Origin of the sequence: Acinetobacter sp. F-1, from assembly GCF_022869025.1 — a bacterium.
In the GTDB taxonomy this organism is placed as follows: domain Bacteria; phylum Pseudomonadota; class Gammaproteobacteria; order Pseudomonadales; family Moraxellaceae; genus Acinetobacter; species Acinetobacter pseudolwoffii.
The window spans coordinates 135,532-155,506 of record NZ_JAJKFX010000008.1 but is presented as its reverse complement, the minus strand read 5'-3'; the positions used below and the strand labels follow the sequence as shown (position 1 = coordinate 155,506).

At 43.2% G+C, this 19,975-nt stretch carries 15 protein-coding genes and 1 pseudogene; 12 read left to right on the top strand and 4 right to left on the bottom strand.

Features of this window, described 5'->3' with window-relative positions; all coding sequences use genetic code 11:
• Positions 1-140 precede the first annotated feature (140 nt).
• The 11 genes and pseudogenes from LOZ91_RS09520 to LOZ91_RS09475 all read left to right on the top strand — a co-directional run bounded on the left by LOZ91_RS09520 (position 141) and on the right by LOZ91_RS09475 (position 12,213).
• On the top strand, positions 141-1,601 hold the full coding sequence (locus tag LOZ91_RS09520; RefSeq protein ID WP_005093777.1) for a TolC family protein: 1,461 nt from the start codon (positions 141-143) through the stop codon (positions 1,599-1,601).
• Between the two features lie 11 nt (positions 1,602-1,612).
• The gene (locus LOZ91_RS09515) at positions 1,613-2,743 is read left to right on the top strand and encodes a biotin/lipoyl-binding protein (RefSeq protein WP_005093775.1); all 1,131 of its coding nucleotides are present in this window, start codon (positions 1,613-1,615) and stop codon (positions 2,741-2,743) included.
• Entirely contained in the window at positions 2,743-3,873 is a 1,131-nt protein-coding gene (locus LOZ91_RS09510; protein WP_004733131.1) for an ABC transporter permease, read from the top strand. Before LOZ91_RS09515 ends, LOZ91_RS09510 begins: the two co-directional genes overlap by 1 nt.
• A complete protein-coding gene (locus LOZ91_RS09505; RefSeq protein ID WP_244783093.1) occupies positions 3,870-4,970 on the top strand; it encodes an ABC transporter permease in 1,101 nt (366 codons plus the stop codon). Before LOZ91_RS09510 ends, LOZ91_RS09505 begins: the two co-directional genes overlap by 4 nt.
• Before the next feature lie 103 nt (positions 4,971-5,073).
• Positions 5,074-5,484 (top strand): annotated as a pseudogene (locus LOZ91_RS09500) (IS481 family transposase); the annotation flags it as partial.
• 305 nt (positions 5,485-5,789) lie between these two features.
• Positions 5,790-7,946 carry a TonB-dependent siderophore receptor gene (locus tag LOZ91_RS09495; protein ID WP_004281955.1) on the top strand — a complete coding sequence of 719 codons (2,157 nt, stop codon included), beginning with the start codon at positions 5,790-5,792 and terminating at the stop codon, positions 7,944-7,946.
• A 71-nt stretch (positions 7,947-8,017) separates the two neighbouring features.
• Complete coding sequence (locus LOZ91_RS09490) at positions 8,018-8,629, top strand: DUF4198 domain-containing protein (protein WP_005093768.1); 612 nt, start codon at positions 8,018-8,020, stop codon at positions 8,627-8,629.
• A 42-nt stretch (positions 8,630-8,671) separates the two neighbouring features.
• Positions 8,672-8,953 carry a hypothetical protein gene (locus LOZ91_RS09485; protein WP_004281957.1) on the top strand — a complete coding sequence of 94 codons (282 nt, stop codon included), beginning with the start codon at positions 8,672-8,674 and terminating at the stop codon, positions 8,951-8,953.
• A 3-nt stretch (positions 8,954-8,956) separates the two neighbouring features.
• The gene (locus tag LOZ91_RS09480; protein ID WP_004733135.1) at positions 8,957-10,516 is read left to right on the top strand and encodes a PepSY-associated TM helix domain-containing protein; all 1,560 of its coding nucleotides are present in this window, start codon (positions 8,957-8,959) and stop codon (positions 10,514-10,516) included.
• Complete coding sequence (locus LOZ91_RS14635) at positions 10,513-10,785, top strand: hypothetical protein (protein ID WP_100358270.1); 273 nt, start codon at positions 10,513-10,515, stop codon at positions 10,783-10,785. Before LOZ91_RS09480 ends, LOZ91_RS14635 begins: the two co-directional genes overlap by 4 nt.
• Before the next feature lie 255 nt (positions 10,786-11,040).
• Positions 11,041-12,213, top strand: a complete 1,173-nt coding sequence (locus LOZ91_RS09475; protein WP_004733137.1) for an iron-containing alcohol dehydrogenase — start codon at positions 11,041-11,043, stop codon at positions 12,211-12,213.
• 505 nt (positions 12,214-12,718) lie between these two features.
• On the opposite strand, the gene LOZ91_RS09470 is transcribed toward LOZ91_RS09475, so the two are convergent.
• Positions 12,719-13,900: a hypothetical protein gene (locus LOZ91_RS09470; RefSeq protein ID WP_004647792.1), complete on the bottom strand. Its 1,182-nt coding sequence runs from the start codon at positions 13,898-13,900 to the stop codon at positions 12,719-12,721.
• Positions 13,901-14,101: 201 nt separating this feature from the next.
• Between LOZ91_RS09470 and LOZ91_RS09465 the strand changes: the two genes are divergently transcribed.
• Positions 14,102-15,613, top strand: coding sequence for an aldehyde dehydrogenase family protein (locus tag LOZ91_RS09465; RefSeq protein ID WP_004281961.1), 1,512 nt, complete (start codon positions 14,102-14,104; stop codon positions 15,611-15,613).
• Positions 15,614-15,790: 177 nt separating this feature from the next.
• Here LOZ91_RS09465 and pnuC read toward each other — a convergent pair whose 3' ends face one another.
• From pnuC to LOZ91_RS09450, 3 genes are read right to left on the bottom strand one after another with little or no spacing between them, the layout of a single operon-like run.
• Positions 15,791-16,360, bottom strand: a complete 570-nt coding sequence (gene pnuC / locus LOZ91_RS09460; RefSeq protein ID WP_159138859.1) for a nicotinamide riboside transporter PnuC — start codon at positions 16,358-16,360, stop codon at positions 15,791-15,793.
• 28 nt (positions 16,361-16,388) lie between these two features.
• On the bottom strand, positions 16,389-18,608 hold the full coding sequence (locus LOZ91_RS09455) for a TonB-dependent siderophore receptor (RefSeq protein ID WP_244783092.1): 2,220 nt from the start codon (positions 18,606-18,608) through the stop codon (positions 16,389-16,391).
• A 51-nt stretch (positions 18,609-18,659) separates the two neighbouring features.
• A complete protein-coding gene (locus tag LOZ91_RS09450) occupies positions 18,660-19,853 on the bottom strand; it encodes a phosphotransferase (RefSeq protein ID WP_244783091.1) in 1,194 nt (397 codons plus the stop codon).
• Between the last annotated feature and the right edge of the window lie 122 nt (positions 19,854-19,975).

Here is a 19,975-nt window from a genome sequence, read left to right as displayed (position 1 = left end):
TATTAAGGATGCATAAGCTTCCTTTTTTATAGACAAATGTACAAGAAACAATACTATAACTTTACACTAGTTCTATCTGCATACCTTTGATTTATACTAGCCGGATAACATTACCGGCTTTAAATCAGTTTAGCGACTTTATGAACTTAAAGAAAAATAAAAGACAGCTTGTCTGGGGGTTAAATCTGCTTGCATCGATGATGTATGGCAGCTTTGCTCATGCGCAGAGCATCAGCTTTCAGGACGCTGAACGTCAGTTGTTGCAAAACTCTTATAGCAGCCAAGCCTATCAAAGTCTGGAGCAGGCTTCAAAACTTGAAGCTGAAGCAGTAAAAGGCGTAGGTCTGCCGCGTGTCGATCTGAATGTTCGTGCGTATGCCTTTCATAATGAACTCGATCTGCCTTTAGGTGCATTAAAAAATAATTTAGAGCAATCCTTAACGGATGGTGTCAATAATAGAATTGATGAACTGAACTTAGGTGATCTGGCTGACCCGCTAAAAAATAGTTTAAGACAACCTATTCAAAATGGAGTTGGCTTAATTCCTGATAGTTCGCATGTCGTGCTGGATGATCAGGTGATTCGCCCGACGGTTTCAGTCATGATGCCGCTTTATACCGGTGGACTGACAAGCAGCGCCAAAGAAATCGCCAATATTCAAGTAGGTCGTAGTCAGCTCAGCAACAAACAGCAGCAAGATACGCAGCGTTTTGAACTGATTCAAAGTTATTTCAATGTCCAGCTCCAAAAGCAACTGCATGCAGCAGCACTGTTTAACTTGAATGCCATGCAGCAGCATTATCGCAACGCCTTAAAGATGGAACAGCAAGGTTTTATCAGTAAAGGCCAGCGCATGCAATTTGAAGTGGCACGTAATAATGCCGAACGCAGCCAGCAAAACACACAAGCCAATTTGAATGCTGCGCTGTTCCAGCTGAATAATCTGCTTCAGGAAAGTAGCATCACCGAACTTTCGACGCCTTTATTTGTCAATAAAACCGAGCCACAGGCCTTAAATCATCTGCTAAAAACTTTTAGTCAGAACTCTGCGTTGATTCAAAAAATGCAGCTGGATACCCAATTGGCCCAAGCCAATGTCAAAGCCCAGCAAGCGGCAAAAAAACCGAATGTTTTTGCTTTTGGTGAATATAGTCTGGATCAAAATGAAAACTGGATTGTCGGAGTTGCCGCACGTTATAACCTGTTTTCCGGAATTGATAAAAACAAAAATATTCAGGCTGCCGAACTCAAACGCTCTGCTACAGAATTACTCACTGCACGCACCCAGCAAGAAATTGAAAATTTGATCTATAAATCTTATAGCGAAGCACTCAGCGCACAGCAAAGTGATGCGCTTCTGGCACAAAACTTGAAAGCCGCACAGGAAAATTTACGCATCCAAGAATTGTCTTTTAAAGAAGATATGGGCACCGCCACACAGGTCATCGATGCACAAAATATGCTGAGCGGACTACGAGCTGAAACTGCCTTGAATGCCTACAAATATGTGATGTCACTGGCTACCCTATTACAAAGCCATGGCTCGATTGCAGAATTTCCGAACTACATCCAACATACCAACACCCACTCTATTCGCTAATGGAGCCGAACATGAACGAAGATCAAAAATCCAATGATCCTGTGAATGAAGCGGCTTCATCCAGCGATACAGAAAAATCGCCTGCACAACAGGTAGAAACAAAAACTGAAATAGAAAATAACGCGACGACTTCCACCGAGCATGAAGAAGCTCCTGAAATCTCCAAAAAGAAAAAATATTTATTGCTCGCCCTGATTCCAGTTCTGCTGGCAGTCATCGCTTTTGGATTATGGAAAAGCTATCAACCCGCTCCGCTTGAATTGCAGGGTCGTGTAGAAGCTGAAACGGTTCAGGTGGCGACCAAAGTGCCAAGCCGTATTGAAGAAATTTATGTAGCAGAAGGTCAGCAGGTCAAAAAAGGCGATGTGCTGGTGCGCTTAAACAGCCCGGAAATTCAGGCCAAAAAACAGCAAGCTGTAGCGGCTTTGCAATCTGCGCTGGCCTTACAATCGACTGCTGAACGTGGCTCGCAGGAAGAAAATATCGCCAGCCTGTATGCCAACTGGCAATCGCTGAAAGCACAGCAAAATTTAACCAAAGTTTCTTATGAGCGTGGTGCAAATTTATTTAAGGAAGGTGTGATTTCACGCCAGCGCCGTGATGAATTGTATGCAGCCAGTCAATCAGCGGCACAAATGACAGAAGCAGCGTATCAGCAATACGCACGTGCCAAACGTGGCAGCACCTCGCAGCAAAAGAGTTCTGCCGATGCACAAGTAGATATTGCCCAGGCTGCGCTGGATGAAGCCAATGCATTAGAGGCAGAAACCCAATTAGTAGCACCTGTAAACGGAACGGTGTCTAAAACCTATGGAAAAGTCTCGGAGCTGGTAGCCACCGCAGTCCCTGTGGTCAGCCTGATTGAAGATCAAATGTGGGTGAGCCTGAATATTCGTGAAGACCAATATGCCCCATTTCAGAAAATGAGCAGTATTGAAGGTTATATTCCCGCCCTAGATAAAACCGCCACTTTTCAAATCAAGCAGATCAGTGCTGAAGGTGAATTTGCCACCATTAAGACCACACGCCAAACCGGCGGTTATGATGTGCGAAGTTTTAAGCTGCATCTTGTGCCCGCACCAGCGATTCCTGAACTGAAAGTTGGGATGAGCGTGTTATTTAAACTGAAAGAGGCCCGATAATGTGGACGGGTATATGGCGCGAACTGCGCTATCTGCTCCGAGAAAAATGGGATCTGTGTCTGGTCACGCTGGCACCTGCACTGGTGATTATTTTATTCAGCAGCATGTTTGCTCAAGGGAAACCGGATCATTTACCGATTGCGATTATTGATCAAGACCAGAGTGCGCTGAGTCAAAGCATTTATCAGCATGTGGCGCTGAATCATACTCTTAAAATTGCTACGGTGTCGGAACAAACAGCTGAAATTGAGCGCCTGTTAAATCAAAATAAAATTTGGGGTTATATCCATATTCCAAGCGGTGCCGAGCAACGTCTGGTTCGTGCCCAGGATGCTGACATCAGTATTGCCTTTAACCAGAGTTATTTCAGTATCGGAAATACCATCTCCTCTGCCATGCTGGTCAGTACCCTACAAGCACTGGCTGAATTTGGCGGACAGCAATATCTGGGCAACCGGCTGCCTTCTCTCGAAGCACCGTCGCCGCATATCAAAATATCGCCGCTGTATAATCCACAACTGAATTATGAATTCTATCTGGAACCCTATGTCATTCCGGCAATTCTGCATTTACTGCTGTGTTGTTGTGTGGCATTTTCCGTCGGTCAGGAACTGAAGCGACAGACCTTAACAAGCTGGATCAGCAACTCGTCCATCTGGATGGCATTGCTGTCTAAAAATCTGGTCTATGTGGCTATTTTTAGTCTATGGACCTGGATCTGGATGTTCTGGCTGATTGAAATTCGCGGCTGGTTTGTTGCCGGCTCGCTCAGCCTGATTCTATTGGCGCAATTTCTGCTGTATAGCGCTTATGCATTTTTAAGCAGTGCAGTGGTTCTGGCAACCAAAGATTTAAGTAAATCTTTCGGCATCATTGCGGTCTATGGCGGTTCATCTTTAAGTTTTGCCGGTGTGACCCTCCCTTTAAATAATGCGCCCCTATTCACCCAGTTTTGGTCCAATATTATTCCGTTTACGCCCTATGCCAAATTACAAACTGAACAATGGGTGATTGGTAGTCCATTGCATATTTCACTGCAAGCTGGATTAATGCTGCTGATCTATGCCCTAGTCTACGCTCTGCTGGCTTATCTGTTTCTTAAAAAAATAGCTAAAGGAGCAGTCCAATGAAATCCCTCTGGTTTTACTATCTGCAAAGCTTCAAGGATATTGTCAGTCACGGCACGATCTTTACCACGCTTATTCTATCCGTCTTATTTTACAGCTTTTTTTATCCAACCGCTTATCAGGCACAGCAGGCTGAAGCCTTACCCATTATTATTGTCGATGAAGAACAAAGTAACTTAAGCACCCGTATTATTAGTCAGGTGGCACAAAGCCCCAATGTGGAAATTGAGGCGATTACCGGCAATTTTGCCGAAGCCAAACAATGGGTTGAATCTCAAAAAGCCGATGGTATCTTGTTACTACCGGACAATTTATCGCAAAGCTTAAGGCATGGTGAAACAGGCGGAATTGGACTGTATTTAAGCACTGCCAACTTTTTAGTGACCAAACAAATTGGTCTGGGCTTAGCTACATCAGTTGAGCAAACTTTGGCAGACTATACTGAACGCTTTAGCAAGGTCTCGGATTTTTCACCTGCTCTTTCTGTGCATCAAATTCCTTTATTTAATCCGCTGTCCGGCTATGGCAGCTATGTCTTTCCTGCGGTTGCACCTTTAATTATCCACCAAACCATTCTTTTGGGTTTGAGTATGCTGATTTTGGTATATCGGGAAAGAAAAATAGAATTAAACACAAATGCATTGATTGGGATGTGTTTAGCGGTCTTCACCATTGGTTGTCTGGGATGTTTCTATTTATTCGGCTTTAGCTTCTGGCTATTTGATTATCCACGTGGTGGCAACCTGCTCGGGATGCTGCTGGCTGTTGCGGTTTTTATCTACACGATAATTGGCATGACCTGCCTATTTGCCAGTTTTCTGGATCTGCCGGAACGTGCGGGGCATGTTATTGTATTCACTTCTATTCCACTGTTCTTTTTATCTGGTGCGGCCTGGCCGCATGCTGCCATGCCCACCTGGATGCAAGTCGTTGGCGAAATCCTGCCCTCTACCCAAATTGTGCAGACGTTTATTCAACTCAATCAGATGGGTGTGCCTACAACACTGATCTTGCCTAAACTGCTCTATCTTGGAATGATCGGTAGCTTGTGCTTTTTTTTGGCTTATCGACGTTTAATTTCAAACTGTGGAACTTTCTAGCTAGATGTTTAGTCCCAGATTTTAATGGTGCAACATTCTTAGAGAAATGAAAGGAAGCACTATGGGACAAGTTCTACACAGCAGCGTCACAACGACATAGACAGTGCGTCGAGCAATACAAAATAGTCAAGAGAGCTTAAGAACGCTAGCCAAGCGTTACCGCATCAATCAAAAAACCGTCGCAAAATGGAAGAAACGTACTTCAGTAGATGATCTTACAACCGGGCCAAAGAATCCTCGCTCAAGCGTGTTATCGCCTGAAGATGAGGCGGCAATTGTTGCTTTTCAAAAACGCACTTTGTTGCCGCTAGACGATTGCCTTTATGCATTGCAGCCGAGTATTCCTTATCTGACACGCTCGTCGTTACACCGCTGCTTGCAGCGGCATGGTATTTCATGACTGCCTAAGGTACAAGGTGATCGCCCTGTCAGGAAGCGCTTCAATTGTTACTTTCATATCGACATCGCTGAGATGCAAACAGCACAGGATAAGCTTTATCTCTTCGTGGCTTTATTGCATAAATATTTTTCAAGATACTGATTTTTAAGGGTCTTATAAAACTTTAATAAAAAATAAATATAATAAAATCAAAGTGTTAGGTATTAGTGCAGCAAAGCCGTTCAGGAGCACAAAGGTAAGGTAATAACATCTTTTTAATAGTGATATTTATTGCTCCCTATCCTTACATTAAAGTTTTATTTGGAAATTTACCTATCATTAACCCATTTTTCATTCATATTTCCTGTTATGTTGAGATTGCTTTAAGATATATTAAATAATAACATTAGTGATAATTATTATCATTTACATTAGCCAAAATGTCTTCTACCGTTCCTTCATCATTTAAACTATCTTTACTCAGTTTTTCGATTTTAGTTACACAACAAAGTTTTGCCGATGATACTCAGCAATTACCGACGATTACCGTTACAGCGGAATCAGAACAGAGTGAGCTCAGCTCTGAACAGAGTAAAGCCTATATCATCCAAAACTCGTCAACCGCCTCAAAACTGAATATTCCACTTAAGGAAACGCCGCAAACAGTCAATGTCCTTACCCGCCAGCAACTGGATGACTTTGCCTTGGATAATACCCGGGACGTACTGCGCAATACCCCTGGCATTATCGTCAGCAATCAGGAAACGGAACGGACCTCCTACCTTGCCCGAGGTTTCGAGATTTCAAATGTTTTAGTCGATGGCGTTGGTATTCCACTCGAAGGCTATAATTATAATAATGATAATCCAGACAGTTTTTTGTTTGACCGTATCGAAGTGGTCAAAGGCGCGAATGCCTTAAATAATGGAATTGGCGATCCCGGCGCAACTATTAACATGATTCGCAAACGCCCTACTCAGGAACTTCAGGCAGCCTTGAATGCCAGTTACGGCTCATGGAATACCCAGCGCTATGAAGCAGATGTATCTTCTCCTCTCACCCAGGATGGAAAAGTCAGAGGCCGTGTATTTGGTTATCAACAGACTGGTGACAGTTATCTGGATCGTTATGAACTAGAAAAGAACGGCATAGGTGCTGTTGTGGAGGCAGATATTACTGACACAACTCTATTGACTGCTGGCTATACTGAAACCAATCACAAGCCGAATGGTGTCAATTGGGGTTCTAATCCACTGATCAATACTGAAGGCGAGCAGCTCAGTTACTCACGGAATTATAATTACAGTCCAAGCTGGGCGCACTGGGATAGCAATATTAAAAGTTACTTTGCCGAGCTTGAACAAAAACTGGGTGGCGACTGGACAGCCAAACTGACCTATGATGAAAAACGTACACAACGCGATTCAAAGCTCTTGTTTCTGTCCGGCAAACCTGGCGCAAATGGCACTTCAGGCATCTTCCTCTACCCAGGCATGTATATTGATGACAATAAAGAACAACAAGCCAGCCTGAGTTTTAGCGGCACCTATCCGCTTTGGGGACAACGCCATGAAGCCTCATTGGGCTATGTCTGGGCCAAAAATCGTCTGGATGAATTGGGTTATGCTGGCAGCTTTGTCAATCCGCTGACCACAGATTTAGCCAGTTTTACACCCGAAGAACCAAGCTGGGATATGTCGAAAACCAGTGGTGAAATGCATATCCGGCAGAAGAACCAGAGCCTTTATGCTGCGACCCGACTGCATCTGAATGATGATCTGAAACTGCTTTTAGGTGCGAACTATGTTCAGGCTGAAAGCAGTGGTAGCAGTTATGGGACCGACACCATTTATGATGAAGATAAAGTTTTACCCTATGCCGGTCTGACCTATAACTTTAGCCCTGAATATACAGGCTATCTGAGTTATACCTCGATTTTCCGTCCGCAAACCACCAGAGCAGATGATGGCAGCATTAACAAACCGATCGAAGGTGAAAGCTATGAAGTCGGAGTCAAAGGTTCTTGGCTAGATGACAAGCTTACCGCCACCATGGCTGTGTTCAGAACGGAGCAAAGTAATTATCCGCTTCGTGATTCTGATGGTATTCCGACTTTACGCACAACTCAGGTCAGTGACCTGCGTTCCCAAGGCTACGAGTTTGGCTTGGCGGGACAACTGACCGACCATTTTAACTTAAGCTTTGGTTATACCCAGTTTAGCCTGAAAGATCTGATCAATGGCGGTGATGCGCGTACCTTCAATCCAACCCAGTCTTTTAATCTTTTAACTACCTATCAGGTGCCGCAACTTCCAAAACTGAAACTGGGCCTTGGTGTGCAGTGGCAAGATCAGACCTATCTAGATGTGCCTGAAGCAACCGCCAATGGAGTGATTACCCAGAAAGCTGGAATCATTGAGCAGGATGCTTATGCGCTCGTGAACTTAATGGCCAGCTATGAGCTGAATGAGCATATGACCTTGCAAGCCAATGGTAATAACCTGACCAATGAAAAATATCTGTTCAATTTCCCGAATCAGCAAGGTTTTTATGGTGCACCAGCAAATTACAGCGTTGCTGTGAAATTTAAATACTGATTTTCAAACTTAGCCTTGACGACATGTTCAGGGCTAAATCATCACTACATACACAAAAACAGGTAAAACAAATGAAAAAAATGATCGCTCTGACCCTCGGACTGTCTATGACACTTTCAGCTCAGGCGCATATGCTTTGGCTGGAACGTGATACAGATAAGCAGACTCATGCGTTCTTTGGTGAATATAGTGAACAGCTTAAAGAAACGCAGCAAGGTGCCTTGAAGTCTTTTAATCAAGCAAAGGCCGTTCAGTCTAGAAAAAGCTTTAGTCCTCAAATGCAACAAGATCATTTGCTTTATGCGACCCAAGGCCAGACAGATGTCCAGCTCAGTCATGAATTGATCTATGGAGAATCATTGTTGAGCTATCATGCCAAATCCGGCAGACAAAACTTGAAAGCAGAGTCAGAACTAGATATTGTCCCGACCCAGATCAACAGCAATACATTTACGGTACTGTATCAGGGTAAAGCTGCTGCGGATGTTGAAGTCACAGTCTTTTCCCCGCAATTCTGGCTAAAAAAATACACCACCAACGGCCAAGGCCAGATTACGATCGCCACGCCATGGAAAGGTCAATATGTCATTGAAGTTGGCAAAGAAGCAGACAAGGCAGGAAAATTGAATCAGCAGGCCTATAAAAAACAGTATCTGGTAACGACTTTAAGTTTTGTTTATTAAGTTTTTAGATTTTCATCAGTATAGATTTATTCAAGGCCAAATATGATGTCTGTTGTAGTGCAGCCACTTGCCATTCTCTATCGCTTAGGCATGACCTTTGGCATTGGCTACTTGTGCAGTTATTTAATCGCACTCGATCTGGCTTACTTTCTACAGGCTTTTCTGCCTAAAGCTGAGTCTGTCTATTTGGCTGCATTTACTGCCCTGATTTTTTATGTTTGTTTTGTGATTGGAATCTTCTGTATCCAAAGTTTAAAAAAGCTTTCTATCTATAGCCTGATTCCTTTACTTATTTTATTTCTCTTCTCCCGCTTCATAGGTTAAACCATGCATAAATCTGTCCGTCAATCCATGGCATGTTTACATTCATGGCTGGGTTTAAGCTTTGGCTGGTTACTCTTTGCGATCTTTTTAACAGGCGCGGTCACCTATTACCGACATGAAATCAGTCTATGGATGCAGCCTGAATTTGCCACAATGCAAGTCAATCAGGAAACTGCCTTAAAATCTGCTTACAGCTATTTACAGCAGCATGCACCGGACGCCCAAAACTGGTATATCGGAGTCGCCAATCAAGACTCACCGGTGAATAAAGTCTACTGGCAAAAAGCGGATGGTGGCTATGAAGTCAAAACCCTGAATGCTTCGACAGGAAAAGAATTACAGCTTTCAGCCACACAAGGGGGAGATTTTTTCTATAATTTTCATTTTCAGCTCTATGGTATGCCCTACACCATTGGTCGGCTGATTGTGACGATTGCTGCCTTTATCATGTTATTGACTCTGATTTCAGGAATCATTACCCATAAAAAAATCCTGACAGACTTTTTTACCCTAAGAGCCTTTAAAGGACAGCGCTCTTATCTGGATTTTCATAATGTCAGTTCAGTGATTGCCCTGCCGTTCTTTTTGACCATGACATTTACCGGGTTGGCGATTTTCTTTTATATCGTGCTGCCTTCCGGTATGAAAAAACTTTATCCAGACAATCCCTTTCAATATTTTGAAGAAATTCGCACAATCAATACATCAGCCACCCACTCAGTTCCTGTGAAAACCCAGATGCTGCCAATTCAACATTTTATCACCACGGCACAGCAACACTGGGGATATGCGGAATTTGACAATATCACGGTCAAGCAGCCCAATACCCAGCTGGCACACATAACCTTAACTCAGCTCAAAGATCATTCCATTACACGAAATCAGGCACAGCTTATTTTAAATGCTGCTACCGGAAAATTGCTTGAAAATACACGAAATGAAAGTGCAATTGCCACACTAAATGCCAGCATGTATGGTTTACATATGGCACGTTTTGCCGAACCTGTTTTACGTTTAGGGTTATTTTTCTCCGGCATATTAGGCTGCGCAATGATTGCATCCGGATTGCTGCTGTGGAGCCTGAAACGCCAGATGCAGAAAAAATCAGTGCGGTTTCATCTCGGACACTATTTAGTGAACCGCTTGAATATCACCATAATTATTGGCTTGCCGCTTGCCATGCTGGGATATCTCTATGCGAATCGTTTTATCAGTATTCCTGTAGGTGCACCAAATTATGAAATTTATAGTTTTTTCTCTATCTGGCTTGGCAGTTTTATCCTGGCATGTGTAACCCCACAGCAAGATATATGGAGAATGCAGCTTAAACTTCTGATTTGTGCTGCCTTTATAATTCCCCTGATTGATATTTATTATTTAGTTTCCCAGCAATATGTTGATTCTTTTGCGACTTATTGGCCTTTTTTGCGTATTGATCTGATGTTATGGACCTTGGCACTGCTTGCCCTATTGTTACACCAGAAAATTACGCCCATTCAGCAAAAGGCTATTAAGAAAATCCAGACCAAACTGAAAGCCGTACAGCAGGAGTCTTCCATATGATATGGATCGCAATCATGGGGCTTTTATGGCTAAGCTGTTTTGGTTTTTATGCGGTAAGTGCAAAGCAGATCCTAAAAACCCGAAAATCTCGGTACGCTTTTTTAGCGAATTTTCCTACGTACACTAAATTCGCTGCAGGTATTTTCTTATTCGTCGTAATGGTTTTATTACGGACCCGGTTTAGCTACAGTATCAGCTTTGTGGCTCTATGGGTATTTCTAAGCCCCGTACTTTTTATCTTTATCTTAAAAATGAATAAAGCATTTTAGTATTTATTTAAAATCAGAAAGTAGTAAACAGCCTAGTGTGCTATTCACACGCCCTTTATTAAACCAATCTACCCAGTATCTGCTAAACCTTGCCAATCTGCTTTTAAATACCTCAAATGCATTATTTTGGCTAGAATCAGAAATTTAAATTGGTAGGTATTTGGTAGGTAGGATTCTTTTTAGCTTCATCCAATACTCATATTACGGTGAGGGTCACCGATAAAATAATCAATCAATGGTAGAAGGAATCACCCCATGGCTTTTAAAAATATTGCAGATCAAACTAACGGTTTTTATATTCCCTGCGTTTCACTTTTTGGTCCGGGCTGTGCTAAAGAAATCGGGATAAAAGCACAAAATTTAGGCGCCAAGAAAGCACTGATTGTAACTGATGCTGGCCTGTTTAAATTTGGTGTTGCAGATGATATTGCAGATTATTTGAAAGAGGCAGGTGTTGACAGTTATATTTTCCCAGGTGCGGAACCCAATCCAACTGATATTAACGTGCATCATGGAGTTGAAGCTTATAATGAAAATGCCTGTGATTTTATTGTATCGTTAGGTGGGGGCTCATCACATGACTGTGCCAAAGGCATCGGTCTGGTCACTGCAGGTGGCGGACATATCCGTGATTATGAAGGGATTGATAAAAGTACCGTTCCGATGACACCACTGATTGCAATCAATACCACGGCAGGGACGGCTTCGGAGATGACACGTTTCTGTATCATTACCAATACCGATACCCATGTGAAAATGGCGATTGTAGATTGGCGTTGCACACCACTCATTGCGATTGATGACCCTAAACTGATGTTGGCCAAACCTGCCGGCCTGACTGCGGCAACAGGGATGGATGCTCTGACACATGCGGTCGAGGCCTATGTATCTACGGCTGCTAATCCCATCACTGATGCCTGTGCAGAAAAGGCGATCACCATGATCAGTGAATGGCTCAGTCCCGCAGTGGCGAATGGGGATAATCTAGAAGCACGGGATGCCATGAGCTATGCTCAATATCTTGCCGGAATGGCCTTTAATAACGCCTCTTTAGGATATGTGCATGCGATGGCACATCAGCTCGGAGGCTTCTACAACTTGCCGCATGGTGTTTGTAATGCAATTCTGCTCCCCCATGTTTGTGAATTTAACCTGATTGCTTGTCCTGAACGTTATGCCAAAATTGCCCAATTGATGGGGGTGAATACAGAAGGCTTAACCGTAACTGAAGCAGCTTATGAAGCGATTGGCGCCATTCGTCAGCTTTCGGCTTCAATTGGTATTCCATCTGGGCTGACGGAATTGAATGTAAAAGAAGCTGACTTGGCCATCATGGCGGAAAATGCACAAAAAGATGCCTGCATGCTGACCAATCCACGTAAAGCCAGCCATGCCCAAGTGGTAGATATTTTTAAAGCGGCGATGTAGTGCCTCAATGTAAGTCTTCTCTCCAAGCATCTGACTTACATTTTTAACAGCCCCTGTTTCACTTCCTGAGGAAGTGTGCCAAGAGCAGACATGCATTTTCCTGTTCCTGGCTGATCCTTTTGCCTTCATAAGAGGATAAAAGCGGGGGGTGTTTCTTTTTTATGAAGTCCCCTTCATTATGAATATCGACATTAATCCCATGGTAGAAAAATGCCACTATTTTTTTAGCCCGTTCTAGCCACAAATAAAATTTCATAGCGTATTATCTTACGATTATATTTGATCCCTGAGGAATAAACTGCGCGTCCTTCAAATGACATGAAGGTGAGCGTAGCTGATATCAAGCATCTAGGCAAACGGCAAACTGGGTAGCCACTGATAAAAATTTTAGGATCAGGTTCAGTCTAAATTAATAAGTAAACTCACAGTAAGCAAGGATAATACTTAATATTCCAGAATATTCCTATTTTAACTGTTTAGCTTTGTACCGACAGTTACATCAGCTTTAAAGATTTTTATATTTTAACAGAGTCTGATGAACGGGATGGTTTTTGGGCATCAGTTCAATCAGGCGTTCTACAGCATCAATCGCTTCAGGAAAATGTGCCACATGTTTCAGCAAGACATCGGTTTCATTAGCCTTGAAAATGGCATCGCTCAGGCGTGATTCCAGACAATCTCTCCAGGCGCATAGAAATGGACTTTCTGTTTTGGCCAGAAATACGCCGGTACATAATTTCAAGGCTGAATCGATATACCCAGCATCTAAAGATTGCTCTGTCATTAAAAAATCAGCCTCTACATGCGCCAATAAACGATAGGGTCTGGAACCCAGCATACCACCTAATAAATCGCGTAATTGTGACATTTCTGCTTTTAAAGTACCCATACTGACCTTGCGCTCGCCATATAAGGCTTGATGCAATGTATCTAGACTCAGACCCTGCGGACATAAGGCTAGAATGGTCAGAATTTCAATCTGTCGAGGAGTCAGAACCAGCATCTTGCCATTAAACAGCACTTGAGGTACTGAAAAAGCTCGAATAAACAGGCGCTGCTTCTGGCATTCTAGTAGAGCCGACTGGATGATCGTAGCACAGCGCTCCGCAGCTAGTAGTGCTAAACTGTTATGCTTTGGCCAGGTAGTCGACAGATCAATGACACCTAAGACCTGTTTTGAATAGGGATCAATAATCGGGGCAGCGTAACAAACCCAATCATGAATGGAGGACATGTAATGTTCACTGGAAAAGACACAGCTGGATTGTTGAGTTTTTAAGGATAATGCCAATGCATTGGTTCCGACTAGCTCTTCGCGCCATTGCCCACCTTCAATAAAATGTACACTTTCTGCGGCACTTTGCATTTGTGGGCTAGAAGCTGCCCAAATGATGGTGCTGCCGATATCTCCGACCGCCAGCACCATAGAAGATTGCTCGGCAATATGTTTTAAATCCTGAGCACAATGTTGCAGGGCTTGGGCTAAAGTTGAGGAAGAAGTGGTCTTTTTTAAATCCGTCAGCGGTGCTGCTAAACGATTCTTCGGGATTTCAGCCGAGGATGAACGTTGCCAGGAGCTGGCAATACTCTGTCCCAGCTGTTCTGCATGTAAGGGAGACAAACTGCTGTTTTGCCGAAGCTGATCAGTATTGTGCCTTTTTTCCATCAAATCTTGTTTTGTCATCATTCCTTATTCTCACAACAATTCATGATTTACATCCGCTGTAATCGTTATTTTTTTAAAATGGATGAAAATATCGTGAACATGCTAGCTCCAACCTTTTTCCAACCTTATACCAGTTATATTAATCAAATAAGATGCAGAAGTACCTTATACCAAAGCTGTAGAAGCGGTTTTGCCATACGAAAATAAGCAAAGGAAATAAATATGCGTTACGTCGATCCTAATCAACCTGATTCAAAAGTTCATTTTAAAGCACAATACGAGAATTTTATTGGCGGCGAATGGGTCGCTCCGGTCAAAGGTGAATACTTTGACAACATCTCTCCGGTAGATGGCAAAGTCTTTACCAAGGTTCCGCGTTCTTCTGTAGAAGACATTGAATTGGCCCTGGATGCAGCGCACAAAGCCAAAGAACAATGGAACAGAGCATCGCCGACCACCCGCTCCAATATTCTGTTGAAAATTGCCGATCGTCTGGAACAAAATCTGGAACTGCTGGCAGTGGCAGAAACCTGGGATAACGGCAAACCGATCCGTGAAACGCTGGCTGCCGATATTCCGCTGGCTATTGACCATTTCCGTTATTTTGCCGGCTGTATTCGTGCGCAGGAAGGCGGCATTTCCGAAATTGATGAAGATACGATTGCTTATCATTTTCATGAGCCGTTGGGCGTCGTGGGTCAGATTATCCCGTGGAACTTTCCGATTCTGATGGCTGTCTGGAAACTGGCACCTGCCCTGGCTGCGGGCAACTGCATTGTGTTGAAACCTGCAGAACAGACTCCGGTCAGCATTCTGGTGCTGGCTGAACTGATTCAGGATATTTTGCCACCGGGTGTCCTGAATATCGTCAATGGTTATGGGGTTGAAGTCGGTCGCCCGCTAGCCACCAACCCACGCATTGCCAAGATTGCCTTTACCGGTTCCACCGCCGTCGGTCAGATGATCATGCAATATGCCACCGAAAATATTATTCCGGTGACGCTGGAACTGGGGGGTAAATCACCAAATCTGTTCTTTGCTGACATCATGGATCAGGAAGACGATTATCTGGACAAAGCGCTGGAAGGTTTTGCCATGTTTGCCCTGAACCAGGGTGAAATCTGCACCTGTCCATCGCGTGCGCTGATCCAGGAAAGTATTGCTGACGAATTTCTGGCGCGTGCCGTTGAACGGGTGAAACGGATTAAAACCGGGCATCCGCTGGATACTGACACCATGATTGGCGCGCAAGCCTCACAGGAACAGCAGGACAAGATTCTGGGCTGTATTGCCACTGGTCGTGAAGAAGGCGCACAGATCCTGACTGGTGGTGAAGCACGTCAGGAAGTGGGGCAAGGTTTCTATATTGAGCCGACTATCTTTAAAGGCACCAATGACATGAAGACCTTCCAGGAAGAAATCTTCGGGCCTGTACTGGCTGTGACCACCTTCAAAGACTTCGATGATGCGATCAAGATCGCCAATGATACGATTTATGGACTCGGTGCCGGTGTCTGGTCACGCTCAGCGCATACCTCTTACCGTGCAGGCCGTGCTATTCAGGCAGGTCGGGTCTGGACTAACTGTTATCACATCTACCCTGCCCATGCGGCTTTCGGTGGTTATAAAAAATCAGGGATTGGGCGTGAGAATCACAGAATGATGCTGGATCATTATCAGCAGACTAAAAACTTGCTAGTCAGCTATTCGACCAAACCAGCCGGGTTCTTTTAAGAAGTGAAATACATTCAAAGCGAACTTCGGTTCGCTTTGAATGTATGGTAGCTAGCTTTCACAAAATATCAGCAACATCTTCAAGCTGCGGCCAATTCAAATAAAGTTTTTAGTCTATAAATACTTTTTTTAAAGGAAAGAGCATCACCTCAAATTTCTATTTGCAATAGTGTCATTTTAAGATAATTTCACTCTATAAAGATTTCGCCACATTCTCCAGCCATTGAGTGCCAGAAGAATAAAAATAAAATAAAGCATGGCGGTTAAATACAATGACTTATAGCTATACATGCCGACATAAATCACATCTAACACACACCACAAGCCCCAGCTTTCAATATATTTTTTTGCCGCCCAATAACTTGCCACCAAGCTAAAAGAAGCCAACATGGAATCCAACCAAGGGAGTGATGCTGTGGTGAAATGAGCAAATAAGGCGCCAATCACCAGACCGGCGACAATACCCACAATCAGGCTATATACCCAGATTTTTTTATTCAAATAGCCAATCTGCACGGTGATAGCCTGGTCATGATTTTTCTTCGACCAGCTATACCAGCCATAGAGTTGCATCAAGATAAATACGGCTTGTAATGCTGCGTCTGCAAATAAATTGACACGATAAAAAATAATCATATATAAAAATACAGCGACAATATTCACCAACCAGCAGACTTTATATTGTTTGGAGGTCAGCCAGACACCTAAAACGTTTAAAATGAACGCTGCAATTTCTATATTTTCCATAACAATATAACCTGATTAAGCAGCCAATTTAGAAGTTCAGATTGAATGACAAGGTTGCTGTACGCGGCGAACCCAAGAATAAATAATCGTCACCCAAAAATTCACCTGCATCACGCCAGTATTTCTTGTTGAACAGATTATTAATATTCAAGCGTAGCAATGCATCGGTCGTATTTAGTTTAAATTGATAAGCAGCGCCTAAATCAACCACACTATAACCTGCGACTTTCGCAGCACCCTCTTTGTTGGCATATTTGCTGGAACTGTATTGACCACCTGCCAGAACAGTGAAACCTGCAATGCTCGGTACGTTATAGCGAAGATGTGTTGCGAAACGAACTTTTGGCACGTTTTGCGCCTGATGATTGCCATATTCAACCGCTTCTACATTTTCTAAACGGGCTTTAGTCAAGGCTAAAGATGAAGTTAAGGCCAGATGATCGGTTAATGCACCATTCAGTCCGAGCTCCAGACCCTGACTATGTTGTTCGCCTTCCGCAACAAAATAGCGAAGTCCTGAAATCGGCTTGCTATATTGGTTGTCTTGGCGTAAATCAAATAGCGAGGCAGTCAATAAAAACTGCTTGATCTGTTGTTTTAGGCCAATTTCATATTGCTCTGAATAGATCGGCGCTAGAGTTTCAGCCGCATTCTCTGCAAACAAAGGTGCTGTCTTTCCATCTGACAAGCCTTTGGCATAAGAGGCATACAGAGTTGTTGACTCTACCGGGCTATAACTCACTGCAAACTGTGGTAAAAATTTGTCTAAATCCGTATCACGAACTTTTATTACCTGCTTACCCTCTGCATCATAAGCATGTGCTTGTTCATCAAGCTCGATCCATTTTCCGCCAATCAAAGTAGACCACTGTTTATTCCATTCAATACGGTCTAATGCTGTAAATGCAGTTTGTTTACTATCTAAAGCTTTAAAATAGGGACCGACATCACCTAATTGTTGTTCTACTTGTAGTGGATCCTCATAAATATTACCTGCAATATCTATGTCCTCTGGGTTCTCGTATAAATGTGTATATATGTTTCTATTTAATCCAGGATATCGATCACGAGATTTATTGGTTTGCGTAATATCAAAATTTAGATAATGTTGTGCCCAGTTGGTATCAATCACCCCATCCAATTTGACTTTAAATTGATTGGTCTTAAAGGTGTCATCTGGGTTGCGATAATCATAAATATCATAATTGCCATTAGCGTCAAAGGTGTTGCCTAAGCCATTATATTCACATACCGTGGCATAGCATCCCCAAGCAAATGTTGAATAATCATCAACCTTGGATTTACTGTGCGCTGCAACAAGTCCCAAGTTCCAGTCATCATTCAAGGCATAACTATATTTTAAACTGCTATTCAGACTATCGATCGTGACCGGTTTACCCCAAGTCTGGTAACCAAGCAATCGATCCCATTTCACATTTTCTGGGACTTTGCCATCCAGTAATTGATAGCCTGGCACTGATTTTTGTTCGGAACGCTGTGCTTCAAGATCAAATTCCAATTTAGATTGCTCAGATGTTTTCCAGTCTAAGGCCAATGCCGCTAAATAGCGCTCACCATCCACGTGATCGACATAAGACTCAATCTGCTCATTCACCAGATTGATGCGATATCCGAATTGCTGCTCATCACCCAAAAAACCACCGAGATCAGTTGCCACTGAAAACTGGCCGTGTTGATCGGCCGAGAATGTCAGGGCCTGGATATCTTTGGGTCGCTTGGTGACATAATTGACCACACCACCCGGGGTCGACATACCACTTTGAATCGCGGAAATGCCTTTTAAAATTTCCACACGTTCTTTGTTTTCAAGTGCAACGTTTTGTTCACCACGAATCACATTGCCATTAATCAGGTAGCTTGATGCCAAATCGAGTTCAAAGCCACGCGAGACAAAGTTTGGATAATAGCCAATTGCAGCATAGCCATCACCGATGGCTGCATCATTTTTTACCACATCGCTCAGCACGCGAGCATGTTGTTCAGCAATGAGATCGGCAGTCACGATAGAGACCGATGCAGGTATTTTTTGCAGACTGTCCGTAGCAAATCCCTCGACATTCACTTTGGCACTCGAGTAAGGGATGCTTTGATCGGCTGTAATGACAATCGTGTCAAGCTGTTGAACATCGTCTTCAGCATAAGTCAGCGGGGCTAAACAAAGCTGCGACAGAATGATCATATTTAAAGATCGGGTTAATACATTCTGTTTGAGTTGACGATTGTTCATACGAAACCTTATGTATTTGAAGTGGGTGATGATGCCGGGTTTAGAGAGCAACTAAGAAGAGTGCAATTCGTGTTGAATGAGCCGGGTTAAAGTCTGGGTAAATTGTTGGCCTTGTTCGCCAAAGAACCAGTCCACATGACCGATAATCCAGTCGTAATAAGCCGCATCTGCATGGTTGAGGTTGTGGGTAATGCCCACAAAATACTCCAGCTCTGAAAAAGCGAAATCCAGATGCACGATTTTCAGCAGTTCTGGCAAAATACTAAAATCTTCTTGTGGATGTATCTCGGAAAAATAAGCATGGAGAAAAGCGGTTAAACCGGCTTCATCAATCGGAATATGTGGGCTCTGCTCTAATTCCAACCAATCAATGAAATTACGTTCAATCGTCACAGCCAGATCATAAAGTGCCGAATTTCGGTCAGATAAACCAAAATCAATTACGGCAGTAATCTCCGCTTTGGCATCCGGTGCTGACCAAAATAGATTAGAAGCGTGTAAATCGTTATGGGTCCAAATTCTGCTTGCCTGTTGCAATACAGGCTGAATACGCTGGTGAACCTGTAAGATTTGATCTAAAAAGTAAGGATCTAAATTTTTGTCGGCAAAATAACGGCTTAATTCTGGACTGTTTACAATGCGCCGTTGAATGGCTGTAACGATATTTTCACTGTTTAAAAGCTGCTGATTGGACAATAAATAAGATGCTGATCGGCCCTGCTGTTCGGGAAAATCCTGCATGGCCATATGTAAGCTTGCCAGTAATTGCCCCGCTTTCGCAGCATGTTCAGCATAGAAAAAAGGTTTCCAGGATTGCTGATCTGCATACAGATCTAAGCCGGCTGCTTTTGCATAGACTTCATAGGTCCAGTCACCTAGCTCTAAAGCGGTCAGACCTTGATTTGAGCTAATCAATGCTGCAACAGGAATTTCTTTGCTAGCTAAATGCTGAAGAACGGCATGCTCCTGTAAAATATCGCGGGCACGACGAAAGGAACAATGGCTGCGCTTAATCAAATACTGATGCGCGACTATTTCATCCCTGCTCACAAGATCCTGCTCTACTTTAACCAATACTGCAGATGAAAATGGCCGTGGACTACACCACAAAATCTGAATATGACCTTGTAAACAGGAATACTGCTGCTGCAGGCTTTGTAATTCTGGATCAGAAATATGTGCCCAGTCTTTATTTTCCCAGGCATTGCCCATACCATGACCTAAATCATCAGTCATTGTGGTCATTATCAATATCCCTGAGCCAGATCATCATGTGGTAATGGAGAGTCATCATTTAAGCAAACATCTACACAGTATTTTCAAATACATTCAATATTTAAGGTTTGTCCCAAAATTAAGTGGTACAT